Source organism: Streptomyces sp. NPDC002156, from assembly GCF_053593675.1.
This window is the reverse complement of the sequence record NZ_JBSFDA010000096.1, coordinates 1-14085: the sequence shown is the minus strand read 5'-3', so window position 1 is coordinate 14085 and position 14085 is coordinate 1. Positions and strand designations below refer to the sequence as shown.

Sequence of the window (14085 nt, the reverse complement as noted above, 5' to 3'; positions counted from 1 at the left end):
CGCTTCACCCCTTGATCCCGGAGTTGGCCATGCCCTCCACCAGGAACCGCTGGAAGGCGAGGAAGAACAGGACGATCGGCAGCAGCGCGATCACCGACATGGCGAACATCGGGCCGAACGCGGAGGTGCTGGACGCGTCCACGAACGACCTGAGGGCGAGCGTGAGCGTGAACTTGTCCGGCGAGAAGAGATAGATCAGCTGGGTGAAGAAGTCGTTCCACGTCCAGATGAAGGTGAAGATCGCCGTGGTGATCAGCGCAGGGCGGGTGAGGGGCAGGATGACGAGGAAGAAGGAGCGGAACGGGCCGCAGCCGTCGATGCGCGCCGCCTCCTCCAGCTCCCTCGGCAGTCCGCGCATGAACTGCACGATCAGGAAGACGAAGAACGCCTCCGTGGCAAGGAACTTGGGCAGGATCAGCGGCCAGTAGGTGTTCACCATGCCGAGCTGGTTGAAGATGATGTACTGCGGGATCAGCACCGCGTGGTGCGGCAGCATGATCGTCGCGATCATGAACGCGAACAGCGGGCCCCGGAAGCGGAATCGCAGGCGCGCGAAGGCGTAGGCCGCGAGGGAGCAGCTGAGTACGTTGCCGAGGACCGCGCCGCCCGCGATCAGCAGGGAGTTGGTGAGCAGGCGCCAGACCGAGACGTCGTTGACGCCGTCGAGGGCGGTCTTGTAGTTGGACCACTCCAGATGGCTCGGCAACAGGTCGAGGCTGGCGATGACCTCGTTCGCGGGCTTGAGGGAGGTCGCGAGCAGCCAGGCCAGCGGGTAGAGCATGACGAGGAGCGCGGCCAGACAGCCGAGGTGGAGAGCGATCCGGCGCCACGCGACGGGCTTGCGTACACCGGGAGTCGGGGACACGGTGGCCGTCATCGGACGCCCCCTTCGGTGTCGGAGGCGTAGAAGACCCAGGAGCGCGAGGTCCGGAACAGTACGGCGGTGACGGCGCCGATGACGATCAGCAGCACCCAGGCCATCGCGGACGCGTAGCCCATGTGGGAGGCGACGAAGCCCCGGTCGTAGAGGTAGAGCGTGTAGAAGAGGGTCGAGTCGGCGGGTCCGCCCTTGCCGCCGCTGACCGCGAAGGCGGGGGTGAAGACCTGGAAGGCCTGGATCGTCTGGAGGACCAGGTTGAAGAAGATCACCGGGGACAGCATCGGCACGGTGATGGAGAGGAACTGACGCCATCGGCTCGCGCCGTCGACCTCGGCGGCCTCGTACAACTCCCCCGGGATCTGCTGGAGTCCGGCGAGGAAGATGACCATCGGCGCCCCGAACTGCCACACGGTCAGCAGGGCCACGGTGACAAGTGCCCAGCCGGGCTTGAAGATCCAGCCGCCGGTGCCGAAGAGGTTGTCGACGGTGCCGCCCTCGTTGAACAGCGCCCGCCAGACGAGGGCGACGGACATCGAGGCGCCGAGGAGGGAGGGGGCGTAGAAGGCGGAGCGGTAGAAGGCCCGGCCACGCTTCATGTTCTTCAGGACGAGGGCCACGACGAGGGCGAGTCCGAGCTGGAGCGGGACCGCGATGACGACGTAGCTGAGGGTCGCGACGACCGAGCGCCAGTAGCGCGGGTCCTCGGTGAACATCTGCGTGTAGTTGCGCAGGCCCACCCAGTTGGGCGAGTTGAACAGGTCGTAGTCGGTGAAGGAGAGATAGAGCGAGACCGCCATGGGGAGCAGGGTGAGGACGCAGGCGCCCAGCACCCAGGGGGACAGGAACACCCAGGCGGCGCCCTCGCGTTGGCGCTTGGGCCGCTTCACGGGAGGGGTCTGTGTGGCGCGGGCGGGGGTCGGTATCTGGGTGGTGGTCATGACCGCAGCTCCGCCTTCGCCTCGGTGACGTAGTCCTGGGCCGCCTCGCGGGGCGACAAGCGCTCGTACGACACCTGGTCGTAGTCGCGCTGGAAGGTGGTCTGGAGGGCGCTGTCGCCCGAAGGGGGCGCCTGGGGCGGGGTGTTGAGCTTGCCTTCGAGGGTGGCCTGGTAGGCGTAGATGGTGCTGTCGAAGTCCTTGAGTTCCGGGGCGAGTTCCTCGCGGATGGACTCGTTGACGGGGATGCCACGGGTCGCACCGAGGATCGCGGCGGCCTCACGGTCGTTGAGCATGAAGTCGATGAGCTGGGCAGCCTGTTCGGGGCTGCCGGTGTCGGCGGCGATGCCCATGAACATGGAGGGCTTGAAGTACTGGCCTGGGGTGCCGTCGGCGCCCGAGGGCATGGGGGCGAGGGCGATGCCGTCCGGGATCAGGGCGAGGTAACCGCTGGCCGGGGCGTCCCAGTTCATGTCGGAGAAGGCCTTGCCGCGGCCGAGCGGGGTGTTCTCGACCGTGCCGTCGATCTGGGTGGTCTGCTCGGCGGACGAGACGACACCCTCGCGGCGCAGTCCGTCGGTGAAGGTCCACCAGCGGGTCAAGTCGTCGACGTTGAAGCCGAGTTCGCGGGTCTCCGTGTACAACGACTTGCCCTGGCCGCGCAGCCAGACCTCGAAGGCGTCCTCGCTCTGTCCGGGGTCGGTACCGCCGGGTGTGCCGGTCTTCTCCTTCAACACCCGCATGGCGTCGGCCCATTGGTCCCAGGTCCAGCCGCCGTCCGAGGCGTCGGCGGGCGGTTCGAGGCCCGCTTCCTTCCACCGGGTGGGGTCGTAGACGACGGTCTCGGTGCCGCGTCCCTGCGGGACGGCGTACTGCTTGCCGTTCAGCTTGCCGGTGGCGAGCAGCCCGGGGTCGAACTCCCCTGTCTTCAGGGTGGCTTGCTGCTCACCGAGGTCGAGGAGGACGCCGCCCGAGGCGTACTGGTCGATCATCCGGTAGTCGAGCTGCATGACGTCGGGGGCGTCGCCGCCGGCCGCCTGGGTCGCCAACTTCTGTTTGTAGGCCTCGTATCCGGCGAACGAGGTCTGTACGTCGACGTCCGGATGCCTCTGCTCGAAGAGGTCGACCGCCTCCTGGGTCCTGGCGGCCCGGTCCGGGTTGCCCCACCAGGTGTAGCGCAGGACGACCTTGCCGCCCGCGCTCGTCGAACCGTCCGGACCGGAGCAGGCGGTGAGTACGGCACCGAGGGCGAGACCTGCGGCCAGGGCCGCCTTTCGACGCCTCATTCGACACTGCTTCCGAGGCCACCAGGACGTCCTTGTCCTGTTTCCGGGCATGAGTGGGTCACCTCTTTCACCAGAAAGCGCTTCCACCCCCCTTGAGGGACCCTAGGGAAGATCCGGATGTCAGAACAAGACCCGTGCACCGGTCACCCGGTTTGTCACCAGGTCAGGTGGAGGCTCTGCGGGGAGCGGTGGATCATCGTCGGGCGCATCGTGACCGGATGGTCCTCGGACAGTCGCAGGCCCGGCAGACGGCTGGTCAACTCCCGCAGCGTGAGGCGGAGTTGTTCGCGGGCGAGCTGGGAGCCGGGGCAGGCGTGGGCGCCGAAGCCGAAGGCGAGGTGGCGGGCCGGGGTGCGGGTGATGTCGAACTCGTCCGCGCCGGGGTACCGGACAGCATCCCGATTGGCAGCACCGTAGGCGACGAACAGCGTGGCGCCGGCCGGGAGTTCGGTGCCCGCGAGGGTGACCGGGCGGGTGGTGACGCGACGGAACCCCTGGACGGCCGTGTCGTATCGGGCTGCCTCCTCCACGGCGGCCGGGATGCGGTCCGGTTCCGCGCAGAGCAGCTCCCACTGGTCAGGGTGCCGGAGGAGGTGGAGGACCGTGGTGCCGATGAGCGCGGTGGTGGTGAGGTGCCCGGCGATCAGCAGGTTCTGGAGGTGGGAGGCGGCTTCGTGGCGCTGGTCGAGGGTGAGTTCGATGCTTCCCTCGTCCGCGACGGAGGCGACGATCTCCGTGCAGAGATCCTCGCGGGGTTCGGCGTGCCGGGCGCGGGCGTACCGGTCGAGGATGCGCTGGGTCGCGACCACGTCCTCGGCGACGGCGATCTGCTCGTCCTCCGGCAGCGGCCGGAAGAGGAGTTCCTCGGCACGGTAGCCGCCGTGCACGACGGCCGGGATGTCGACGGGGTCGAGTCCGACGATGCGGCCGATGACGTCTCCGGGGAGGCGTCGGGCGTACGCCGACATGAACTCGACGTGCTCGCCATTGTGTTCACGGTCTTCGTTGCGTCCGCCGTTCATGAACGCGTCGACCAGGGCGGCGGCACGCTCGGCGGCGTACGGCACGGCCGCGGCGACCCGGGCGGGCGAGAGGCCCCGGACGATCGGCGCGCGCAACTCCTGGTGCTGGGCCCCGTCCGCGCCGACGACCACCGGCCGCCCGCCGAAGCCGCCGCCCAGTACGGCTAAGGCGGCGGGTGCCGGCATGACGTCGGGGCGCAGCGAACCGGCCGAGGAGAAGTCCTCGGCGCGGCGCAGCACTTCACGTACGTCGGCGTCCCGGGCGACCAGCCAGGCGTCGAGTTCGGCGACGAAGGTCAGGCCCTCGGCGTCGCGTGCGCGGGCGTAGTGGGGATAGGGGTCGCGCTGCAACTCGTCGAGCTTGTCGTGCGGTTGGTCTGCTGTGCCGTGGGATTGATCGACTGCGTCGTCGGATTGGCCGAGTGTTCCGTCAGGTTGGTCGAGTGTGTCGTGCGGTTGGCTGTCCACGCGGGCGCCCTCCGGCCGGGATACAGGTCACGGGATACAGGTCACGGGTCACGAGATCGCGCCCATGCTGCCGTACACCGTGCGGGGGCGGAAGCGGTCGAGAGGGCACAACCGTGCCGCCCGCCATGCCCGGCCGGTCCCCCGCTCAGAACACCACCGTCCAGCCCTCGCGTCCGGCGTCCTCGGCGGTGTAGGAGACGCCGTGGACCTTGAGGCCGGCCGCGTCCAGCAGGGTGATCTCGCCGCCGTGGTTGCCGAGTTGGGCGCCGCCGGTGAGCAGTACGGGGAGAGCGGCGCCCGCGGCGATCGGCACCGGTGGCAGCGGACTGCTGTGGCCGAGCCGGTCGAGGAGGCGCCAGCCGGTGAGGTCGACGGTGGCCGGTGAGGCGTTGAGGAGGGTGACCGTCTCGGCCTCGGGGGCGGGGCCGCGCGGGTTGACCAGGGCGGCGACGATCCGGACGGGCTGGGTTCCCGGTGCGGGACGCCCACCGCCGGTGTCCGTCCCCGTGTCGGGAGCCGTACCAGGGAGGGCGTGGCCGGTGGTGTCGTCGGTGTGCCACTTCTGGCTCTGGAAGGCGAGGAAGACGGCGACCCACCGCTCCTGGGCGGGCTCCTGCCCCGGGAAGCGGATGAGGAGCCCGCCGTCCTGCCAGACCCCGTCGTCGCCCTGGAAGCGGCGGCTGTTGCCCTGGTTCATATGGATGTCGTGGACGCCGTTGCCGGGCAGGAAGCCGAAGATCTTGTCGCGGACGTCGGCCTCCGGCCCCCAGCGCTCGCCGAAGACGTACAGGCGGGCGGCCGGATCCTCGATGGCACGTCGTACGTAGTGGTCGAGGAGGTCGGCGAGGTCGTTGTCCGGACCTGCCACATCAGGCGGCAGAACGCGCATCTTCGACGGGTCGAAGAGATTGCCGCGCACGAAGTCGAGGTTCGGCCCACCGGGCCCGGCCGGAAGGGTGTTCCAGCCGCTCGCCAGGCCCGCCAGACGGGCAGTGACGGGATGCCGGAGGTCGTCGTCGACGAGGTAGAGCAGTTCGTTCGGCCGTTCCTGCGACTTCACGTTGACGGAAGCGCGGTAGTGCGTGCCCTGATCGTCCGTCAACTCGATCTGGTAGTGAGGGGTGTTGGCGGAACCCTCGCGACGGGCGTCGATGGCCCGCGCGATCAGTACGCCGTAGGTCTTCAGCGGCATGACGAACAACTCCCCGTGAGCGTGGGCGGATTGCCGGATTGTCCGCTCCTGCGGCAAATGTTAGTGCGTAGCGGCTCACCGTCCCCCGCCGCGACAGGAATTGACCGCCGGTGTCCGTCCTACGTCACCTCGTGAATGCGCGACTGGGCCATCTGTGTGAGTCACCTGTGAACAGGGGTCGCGGGACCCCGGATCGTGCCGTGCCGCCCGCCGGGTTCCCTACGATCGTGCCGTGGTCAACTTCCTCCTCGAACGCACGGTGCCGCTCCCCCTCGACGAGGCCTGGCGCCGGCTCACGGAGTGGCCCCGCCACGCTTCCGTGGTCCCCCTCACCCGCGTCACGGTGCTCACGGCGCCGCCGACCCACGAGGGCACGGTGTTCGTCGCCCGCTCGGGCATCGGCCCCCTCGCCTTCGACGACCGTATGGAGGTCACCGTCTGGCGCCCCCCGACGGACGACACCCCGGGCCTCGTCCGCCTGGAGAAGCGCGGCCGGGTCGTCCTGGGCTGGGCGGAGATCGAGGTCCGCCCGGGCCCCGGCGGCCGCTCACGGGTGGTCTGGCGCGAGGAGTTGCGCGTACGCCTGCTGCCGTCGCTGTTCGACCGTCTGCTGGAGTCGGCGGCCCGGTATGTGTTCGGGCGGGCGGTGAACCGGCTGCTGAGGATGGGGTGACGGACGTTACGATCGACCCCACGTGCCGGCGGCCCGGCCGGTCGGGGGAAGGGGAGAACGTGCCCGAGGAGAACGTGCGGCTGGAGCTTCGGATCGACTCGGGTCCGGGGGCCACCGCGGAGCAGACCGACCGTCAGGTCCGCAGTCTGTACGGCGATCTGCGGACCCTCGGCCTCCTCCGCGTCGAGCGCAAGACCGTTGCCGCACCCGCCAAGTCGATGGCCGGCGTGGGGCACGACCTCGCGGTGCTGGTGGTGAGCGGCGCCTTCTCCGCCGCCGCGCTCAAGGCCGTGAGCAATGTCGTCGTCGCCTTCGTGCAGCGCTCGAAGGCGCGGTCGGTGGAGTGGGAGATCGACGGTCAGAAGGGGTCGTTCGGCGCCCTGTCCGCCAAGGACCAGCAGGCGCTGGTCGAGGCGGTGACCGCGCGGATCGGGGCGGGGACGGCCGCACTGGCCGGGACCACGAACGATCCGGGCACCGCCCCTGCCGTCGACCCGAACACCCCCAGCGATCCGGGAGTTGGCGATGGCGGGACGCCGGATCGCACTGCTCGTCGCGACTGACGGCTACCAGGATCCCGGGCTCAACCGGCTCAGGGCGCCCGCCCGGGGTGCCGCCGAGCTGAAGGCCCTGCTGCGGGACCCGGCGATCGGCCGCTTCGACTTCGTACGCGAACTGCCGAACCGGCCCAAGGAAGAGATCGAGACCGCGGTCGAGGAGGTCCTCAGCAACCGCGACCCCGACGACCTCGTCCTGCTCTACTTCGCCTGCCACGGCATCCGCAACGACGCCGACCGGCTGTTCTTCGCCACGCTCGGCACGCAGTTGAAGCGTCCGCACACCACCGCCATCCCGGCCGCGTTCCTGCACCAGCTCCTCGACGAGTGCGAGGCCCGCACCAAGATCGTGCTGCTGGACTGCTGTTACAGCGGGCTCTTCCACCGGGGCTCCCCCATGTCGCCCGCGCCCGTGGACGTGGAGGCGGCGCTCGCCGGGCGCGGCACGTTCGTGATCACGGCGTCGACGGCGCTGGAGTACGCGTACGAGGGGGAGTCGCTGACCCTCGACAACAGTCTGTCGGCTCCCCGGTTCACGGCGGCCGTGATCGAGGGGCTGAGCACCGGCCTCGCCGACCAGAACCGGGACGGGGTGATCACCCCGGAGGAGCTGTACACGTACGTCCACGACACGGTGATCAACCAGGCGGGGCCCGAGCAGACGCCGACCAAGTCGGGCCGGTGCGAGGGGAATGTCGCCCTCGCCTACGCGCCCTGGATCGACGCGTCCGCCGGTCCCGCCGCCCGGGCCGCGATGGCCGAGGAACTCACGCTCGGCTCGCTGCTGCCGCCGCCCGTGGAGACCGTCGACCGGGGTTTCATCTGCGACGCGTGGGAGGGCTCGTCCCGGCTGCTCGTGCCCGTCGGGCGGCTGGAGAACAGCACCGGGGGCGATCCCATGTGCGTCGACTTCGCCGGCCGGGACGGGAACGCGGCGGTCGTCGGCAAGCTGGGCAGCGGCAAGACCACTCTGCTCCGCTCCATGATCATGTCGCTGGCGCTGACCCACACCCCGCACGAGGCGGAGTTCTATCTGCTGGAGGGCGCGGTCAACCGGCTCGGGGTGCTGCGTTCGCTACCGCACGTACGGACGTTCGCGGCGCCGCACGAGCACAGCGCGGTCGAGGCCGCCCTGACGGCGGTCAAGGCCGTGATCTCCACCCGGCGCACCCTGTTCCGCGACCTCGACATCGACTCCGTCGAGGCGTTCCGGGCGCTGCGCACGACGGACCGGATCGAGGAGGGGGCCGCGAGCGATGTCTTCCTCGTCGTGGACGGATGGCTCGACTTCACCTATGAACACCCGGAGTTCGCGGACACGGTCCAGAAGCTGGCCAACGCCGGTCTGAACTACGGCGTCCATCTGCTGGTCTCGGCCCGCCGCTGGAGCGACTTCACCACGGATCTGCGGGGGCTGCTCGGCACCCGGCTCGAACTCGCCCTGGACGACCCGGAGGAGTCCTTCTTCGACCCCGCGCTGGCTTCGGGGGTCGCGGTCGGCTGGGCGCTGTCCCGGCGCCGGAGGTTCCGGGTGGCGGTGCCGCGCTTCGACGACGGGGTGGGGCCGGTGGCGGCACTGGAGTCGCTGACGGGGACGGCGGAGCTGGTGCGGGCCGGGTGGGAGGGCCTGCGGGACGAGGACAGCACCGACACCGAGTCCGCCGACAGCTGGCAGTACGCCTCTCACCGGATACTGCTGGGTGTCGACGACCCGGCCTCGCTGGATCTGACGGCCCTGCGCGAGCGGCCGGCCGCCGGAGACCGGCTGAGGGTGCCGATCGGTGTCGGCGAGGGCGGCCGGCTGGTGATGCTCGACCTCAAGGAGGGCGCTCAGAACGGCATGGGGCCGCACGGACTGTGCGTGGGGGCGACCGGGTCCGGCAAGTCCGAACTGCTGCGCGCGATCGTGCTGGGGCTCGCCGTCCGCCACTCCCCCGAAGAAGTCACCTTCGTCCTGGTCGACTTCAAGGGGTACACGACCTTCGCCGGGCTGGCCGAGCTGCCTCATGTGTCGGGGCTCGTGACACAACTCGCCGACGAGCCGATGCTCGTCGCCCGGCTGCGCGAGACCCTCCGCGGTGAGCTGTACCGGCGTCAGCAAGTGCTCCGTACCGGCGGCTGGGCGAACGTCCAGGACTACGAGAAGGCCCGCACCACCCGCACCGACCTCGATCCCCTTCCCGAACTCGTCGTCGTGGTCGACGAGTTCACCGACATCCTGCGCGCCCAGCCGGACTTCCTGGAGCTGCTTCTGCAGGTCTGCCGGCTGGGCAGATCGCTGGGCGTCCATCTGCTGCTGGCCACCCAGCGGATGGAGGAGGGCGACAGCCGTCGGCTGGACACCTACCTCTCGTACCGCATCGCTCTGCGCACCTTCAGCGCCTCGGAGTCCCGCTCGGTGCTGGGCACACCCGACGCCTACCATCTGCCGAACGTCCCGGGCAACGGATTCCTCAGGACCGACGCGCCCGACGAGGTGGTCCGCTTCAAGGCCTCGTACGTATCCACTCCCCTCGCGGGTTCGGACGACGCCTACGGCTCCGCCTCGCTGCTGGACGTCGTCGCCGGCCAACTGGCGGCCACCCGCCCGGTCGCGCGCCGGATCTGGCTGCCGCCGCTGGACAGATCACCCGCCCTCGAACAGCTGCTCCCCTCGAAGCTGGTCGTCGACGAGCAGCGTGGCCTGCGCTCCCCGGGATCAGAGCCCCTGCGCGCTCCGTTCGCGCTCGCGGACGAGCCGTTCCAGCAGCGGCGTGTCGTCGTCTCCATGAACGCCTCCGGGGCCGAGGGGAACGCCCTGGTCGTGGGCGGTCCGCAGTCCGGCAAGTCGACCCTGCTGGCCACGCTCATCACCTCGTTCGCCCTCACCCACACGCCCGCCGAAGTGCAGTTCTACTGCCTCGACTTCGGCGGCGGCGGACTCGCGCACCTGGCCGGACTGCCTCATGTCGGTGGCGTCTTCTCCCGGCTGGACCCGGACCGGGTCCGGCGTACGGTCGCCGATTTCTCCAGGATCCTCGCCGAGCGCGAGGACTCCTTCCGTGTTCTCGGCATCGAGTCGATCCACGCCTACCGTCGCCGCCGCGCCGCCGGCGAGTGGCCGGACCAGGGCCTGGGCGACATCTTCCTCGTCGTCGACGGCTGGGCGACCCTCCGGACGGACTTCGAGGCACTCGAACCGGTGATCACGGACATGGCTGTCCGTGGCCTGGAGTACGGCGTGCATCTGCTGATCAGCGCCTCACGGTACGGGGAGATCCGCCCGTCCCTGCGCGATCTCCTGGTCAGCAGAATCGAGCTGCGTCTCGGCGATCCGACGGAGTCCGAGATCGACCGGCCACAGGCGCAGTACGTCCCCCTGGGAGCACCCGGCCACGGCCTGTCACGCGACAGGCTGCACTTCGTGACCGCCCTGCCGACACTGGGAGGCGGGGCCGAGGAGGATTCCGGCGAGGCGAGGGACCGCCTGGTCGCCGCCGTTCGCGACAACTGGCCGGGCCCGACCGCCCCACCCGTACGCACTCTCCCGACCCTGGTCCCCCTCGACGAACTCCCCGGCCCCCACGAGTACCCCGGCCACGGCATCGCCATCGGCATCGACGACGCCGGCCTCACCCCCGTGTTCCTCGACTTCTCCAACGACCCCTTCTTCCTCGTCTACGGCGAGCCCGAGTCCGGCAAGAGTTCGTTTCTGCGCATGCTGGTGCGTCAGCTCTGTGCGTGGGCCTCGCCGGAGGAGGCCCGACTGCTCGTGGTCGACTACCGGCGCTCGCTGCTCGGCGAGGTGCCCGAGGAGTACCTGCTGGGCTACTGCCCTTCGGGGCCCCCGGTCGCCGAGGTCGTCAAGCAGCTGACCGCCGTCCTGGAGGCCCGGATGCCCGGCCCCAACGTGACAGCCGAGCAGCTGCGGGCCCGCAGCTGGTACGAGGGCCCGGACATCTATCTGCTGGTCGACGACTACGACCTGGTCGCCACCAGCAGCGGCAACCCCCTCACCTCACTCGTGGACTACCTGCCGTTCGCCCGCGACCTCGGCCTGCACATCGTGCTGGCGCGCAACTCGGGCGGGGCGTCGAGGGCCCAGTACGAACCCTTCGTGACGCGGTTGCGGGAGCTGGGCGCGCAGGGGCTCCTGCTCTCCGGCGACCCCACCGAGGGCTTCCTCCTGGGCACCGTCAAACCGAGTCACCAGCCGCCCGGACGCGGCACGCTGGTGACCCGCAAGTCCACCCATGGCGTCCAACTCGGCTATACGGAGCCGAAGTTGGACTGAGCGACCGAGGTCAGGCCACCGACCCGATCCGCCCCACCGCCGCGGACGTCCCGTCGTGATGGATCGGCGTATGCGCCCCCGTCAGCGAACCCCCGCTCCCGCCCCGCCTGTTGGCGACGATCTCCGACGCGATCGACAACGCCGTCTCCTCGGGCGTACGGGCGCCCAGGTCCAGCCCGATCGGTGACCTGAGCCGCGCCAACTCCAGCTCCGTCACGCCGACTTCGCGCAGCCGCTCGTTCCGGTCGAGGTGGGTCCGGCGGGAGCCCATCGCGCCGACGTACGCCACCGGCAGGCGCAGGGCGAGTCGGAGCAGGGGTACGTCGAACTTGGCGTCGTGGGTGAGGACGCACAGGACCGTACGGGCGTCCACCGCCGTCCGTTCCAGGTACCGGTGCGGCCACTCGACGACGACCTCGTCCGCGTCGGGGAAGCGGGCGGGCGTCGCGAAGACCGGGCGGGCGTCGCACACCGTCACGTGGTAGCCGAGGAACTTGCCGATGCGGACCAGCGCCGACGCGAAGTCGATCGCGCCGAACACGATCATGCGGGGCGGCGGCACCGACGACTCGACCAGGACCACGATCGGCGCTCCGCAACGCGAGCCCTGCTCCCCGATCTCCAGGGTGCCGGTCCGGCCCGCGTCGAGGTAGGCGCGCGCCTCGGCAGCCACCGTACGGTCCAGCTCGGGGTGAGCGCCGAAGCCACCCTCGTACGAGCCGGACGGGCCCACGAGCAGGGCGCGCCCCAGCAGTTCCGCCGGACCGGAGACGATCCGTGCCACGGCCGCCGCCTCCCCGCCCACGGCGGCGACCAGAGCCGACGCGAACACCTCGCGAACAGGATCCGACGCCCGTACCGGCGTCACCAGGATGTCGATGATCCCGCCGCACGTCAGACCCACCGCGAAGGCGTCCGCGTCGCTGTAGCCGAAGCGTTCGAGGACCGACTCGCCGTCTGCCAAGGCCTGTTGGCACAGTTCGTACACCGCGCCCTCCACACAGCCGCCGGAGACCGAGCCGATCGCCGTGCCGTCGGTGTCCACGGCGAGGGCGGCACCCGGCTGGCGGGGCGCGCTGCCGCCCACGCCCACCACTGTGGCCACGGCGAAGTCGCGTCCCTGCTCGACCCACCGGTGCAGTTCTTCGGCGATGTCCAGCATCTCGGTCTCCTCATCAACAGTGTGCGTATCGCGTAGGTGGTGGCGGCTAGTGGACGCCCAGCCAGCTCTCAATAGGACTGAGGGCGAAATAGACGAAGAAGATGCCTGTCAGGGCCCACATGAAGGCACCGATCTCGCGCGCCCTGCCCTGCGCGACCTTGATCGCGACGTACGAGATCACGCCGGCCGCCACACCCGCCGTGATCGAGTACGTGAACGGCATGATCACGACGGTCAGGAAGACCGGGACGGCAGTGGCGCGGTCGGCCCAGTCGATGTGCCGGGCGTTCGACATCATCATCGCGCCGATGACCACCAGGGCGGCCGCCGCGACCTCCCCCGGCACGATCGCAGTCAGCGGGGTGAAGAAGAGGCAGGCCGCGAAGAACAGGCCGGTGACGACGGAGGACAGCCCCGTACGTGCCCCCTCCCCGACACCCGTCGCCGATTCCACGAACACCGTCTGGCCCGACGCGCCGGCGACGCCGCCGATCGCTCCGCCCGCGCCGTCGATGAACAGCGCCTTGGACAGGCCCGGCATCCGGCCCTTCTTGTCGGCGAGCCCGGCCTCCGTGCCCACGCCGATGATCGTCGCCATCGCGTCGAAGAAGCCGGCGAGGACGAGGGTGAACACGATCATGCCGACCGTCATCGCGCCGACCTCGCCCCAGCCACCGAACTCGACGTCCCCGAAGAGCGAGAAGTCCGGCATCGACACCGCGCTGCCGTGCAACTCCGGTGCGCCGCTGGCCCATTGCCTCGGGTCGATCGCGCCCACCGCGTTCAGCAGGACGGCCAGCACGGTGCCACTGACGATGCCGATGAGGATCGCACCGGGGATGCCGCGCGCCTGAAGCATGAAGATGAGGAGGAGGGTCGCGACGAACAACAGCACGGGCCAGCCCACGTGAGGTCGACTTAGCTCGTTCGTGTGATGGTTGAGTTCTGAGCTTGCGGTGCCCTGGGCCGTCCGGGTTAGCGTAGCTGTGCGATCTGGGACACGAGGTGCGGTGTCAGCGTGCGGGGCCCCTGCTCCACCGGAGTGATGGTTCAGGGCCTCTCCGTCGCCTCTGGCTGTACTTATTTGGTCAGGTCGCGCAGGGAACTGGCCTCCCGGGCCCGGACCACGCACAGGATGCGTGCCGCCGCCCCGGGGTCGAGTACGCCGGGGACCAGCTCGCCCAAGACCGTTCGGGGCGCGCCAGTGGACGGAGTCACTCCCGCCCATTGTCCAGGAACGGTTGAGGAGCAGGATGTACGCCGCCGTGAAGGTGGTCGCGTCTCTCCACACCTCGCGCACAGCGGTGGATCCGCGTCTGGCGAGGTAGAGGTAACGGTCGATCCAGGACCGTCCAGCCGGGACGCGGGCCTTCGCGCTCGCGTCCCCGGCAAGAGACCTCGGCTCCAGTGACTGCTGGGTCATGGTGCGGTCTCCCAAGGTTCATAGGGGGTTGGGAAGGTGCACGACCCGGGGGACGGCCCGAGACGAGTGGGGGTGTTTGTGGGGTTCGTTGTGGGGTGTGTAGTCGGGTGCGGGCCCGGTGGGGGCTGGTCGACGTCGTCGTACGACTGGCCTCCTGGACCCGGCTGGTGCTCGACGAGGCCGACGGCGCGCGGGCCCCGGCCTCGGCCCCGCC

At 70.0% G+C, this 14085-nt stretch carries 10 protein-coding genes and 2 pseudogenes; 3 read left to right on the top strand and 9 right to left on the bottom strand.

Annotated elements, in window-relative coordinates:
- Window positions 1-4 precede the first annotated feature (4 nt).
- The 5 genes from ACWCRB_RS31565 to ACWCRB_RS31545 form a co-directional block, all read right to left on the bottom strand.
- Entirely contained in the window at window positions 5-877 is an 873-nt protein-coding gene (locus tag ACWCRB_RS31565; protein ID WP_450999298.1) for a carbohydrate ABC transporter permease, read from the bottom strand.
- On the bottom strand, window positions 874-1818 hold the full coding sequence (locus tag ACWCRB_RS31560) for a carbohydrate ABC transporter permease (protein ID WP_450999297.1): 945 nt from the start codon (window positions 1816-1818) through the stop codon (window positions 874-876). Before ACWCRB_RS31560 ends, ACWCRB_RS31565 begins: the two co-directional genes overlap by 4 nt.
- Window positions 1815-3152 (bottom strand): ABC transporter substrate-binding protein, encoded by a 1338-nt coding sequence (locus ACWCRB_RS31555; protein ID WP_450999296.1) that lies wholly within the window; start codon window positions 3150-3152, stop codon window positions 1815-1817. The genes ACWCRB_RS31560 and ACWCRB_RS31555 overlap by 4 nt, the downstream gene beginning before the upstream one ends.
- Window positions 3153-3256: 104 nt before the next feature.
- On the bottom strand, window positions 3257-4474 hold the full coding sequence (locus ACWCRB_RS31550) for a cytochrome P450 (RefSeq protein ID WP_450999322.1): 1218 nt from the start codon (window positions 4472-4474) through the stop codon (window positions 3257-3259).
- Between the two features lie 262 nt (window positions 4475-4736).
- Window positions 4737-5783: a DUF2278 family protein gene (locus ACWCRB_RS31545; RefSeq protein ID WP_450999295.1), complete on the bottom strand. Its 1047-nt coding sequence runs from the start codon at window positions 5781-5783 to the stop codon at window positions 4737-4739.
- A gap of 232 nt (window positions 5784-6015) precedes the next feature.
- On the opposite strand from ACWCRB_RS31545, the gene ACWCRB_RS31540 reads away from it, so the two are divergent.
- Genes ACWCRB_RS31540 through eccCb form a run of 3 tightly spaced genes read left to right on the top strand, consistent with a single transcriptional unit; the run spans window position 6016 to window position 11286 of the window.
- Window positions 6016-6456: an SRPBCC family protein gene (locus ACWCRB_RS31540; RefSeq protein WP_450999294.1), complete on the top strand. Its 441-nt coding sequence runs from the start codon at window positions 6016-6018 to the stop codon at window positions 6454-6456.
- A gap of 59 nt (window positions 6457-6515) precedes the next feature.
- Window positions 6516-7019, top strand: a complete 504-nt coding sequence (locus ACWCRB_RS31535) for a hypothetical protein (protein WP_450999293.1) — start codon at window positions 6516-6518, stop codon at window positions 7017-7019.
- A complete protein-coding gene (gene eccCb / locus ACWCRB_RS31530) occupies window positions 6982-11286 on the top strand; it encodes a type VII secretion protein EccCb (RefSeq protein ID WP_450999292.1) in 4305 nt (1434 codons plus the stop codon). Before ACWCRB_RS31535 ends, eccCb begins: the two co-directional genes overlap by 38 nt.
- Window positions 11287-11296: 10 nt before the next feature.
- On the opposite strand, the gene ACWCRB_RS31525 is transcribed toward eccCb, so the two are convergent.
- The 4 genes and pseudogenes from ACWCRB_RS31525 to ACWCRB_RS31510 all read right to left on the bottom strand — a co-directional run.
- Complete coding sequence (locus ACWCRB_RS31525; protein WP_450999291.1) at window positions 11297-12448, bottom strand: XdhC family protein; 1152 nt, start codon at window positions 12446-12448, stop codon at window positions 11297-11299.
- Between the two features lie 46 nt (window positions 12449-12494).
- Window positions 12495-13352 (bottom strand): annotated as a pseudogene (locus tag ACWCRB_RS31520) (solute carrier family 23 protein); the annotation flags it as partial.
- Between the two features lie 176 nt (window positions 13353-13528).
- On the bottom strand, window positions 13529-13666 hold the full coding sequence (locus tag ACWCRB_RS31515) for a hypothetical protein (RefSeq protein WP_450999323.1): 138 nt from the start codon (window positions 13664-13666) through the stop codon (window positions 13529-13531).
- Window positions 13667-13684: 18 nt separating this feature from the next.
- Window positions 13685-13871: pseudogene (locus tag ACWCRB_RS31510) on the bottom strand (NCS2 family permease); the annotation flags it as partial.
- Between the last annotated feature and the right edge of the window lie 214 nt (window positions 13872-14085).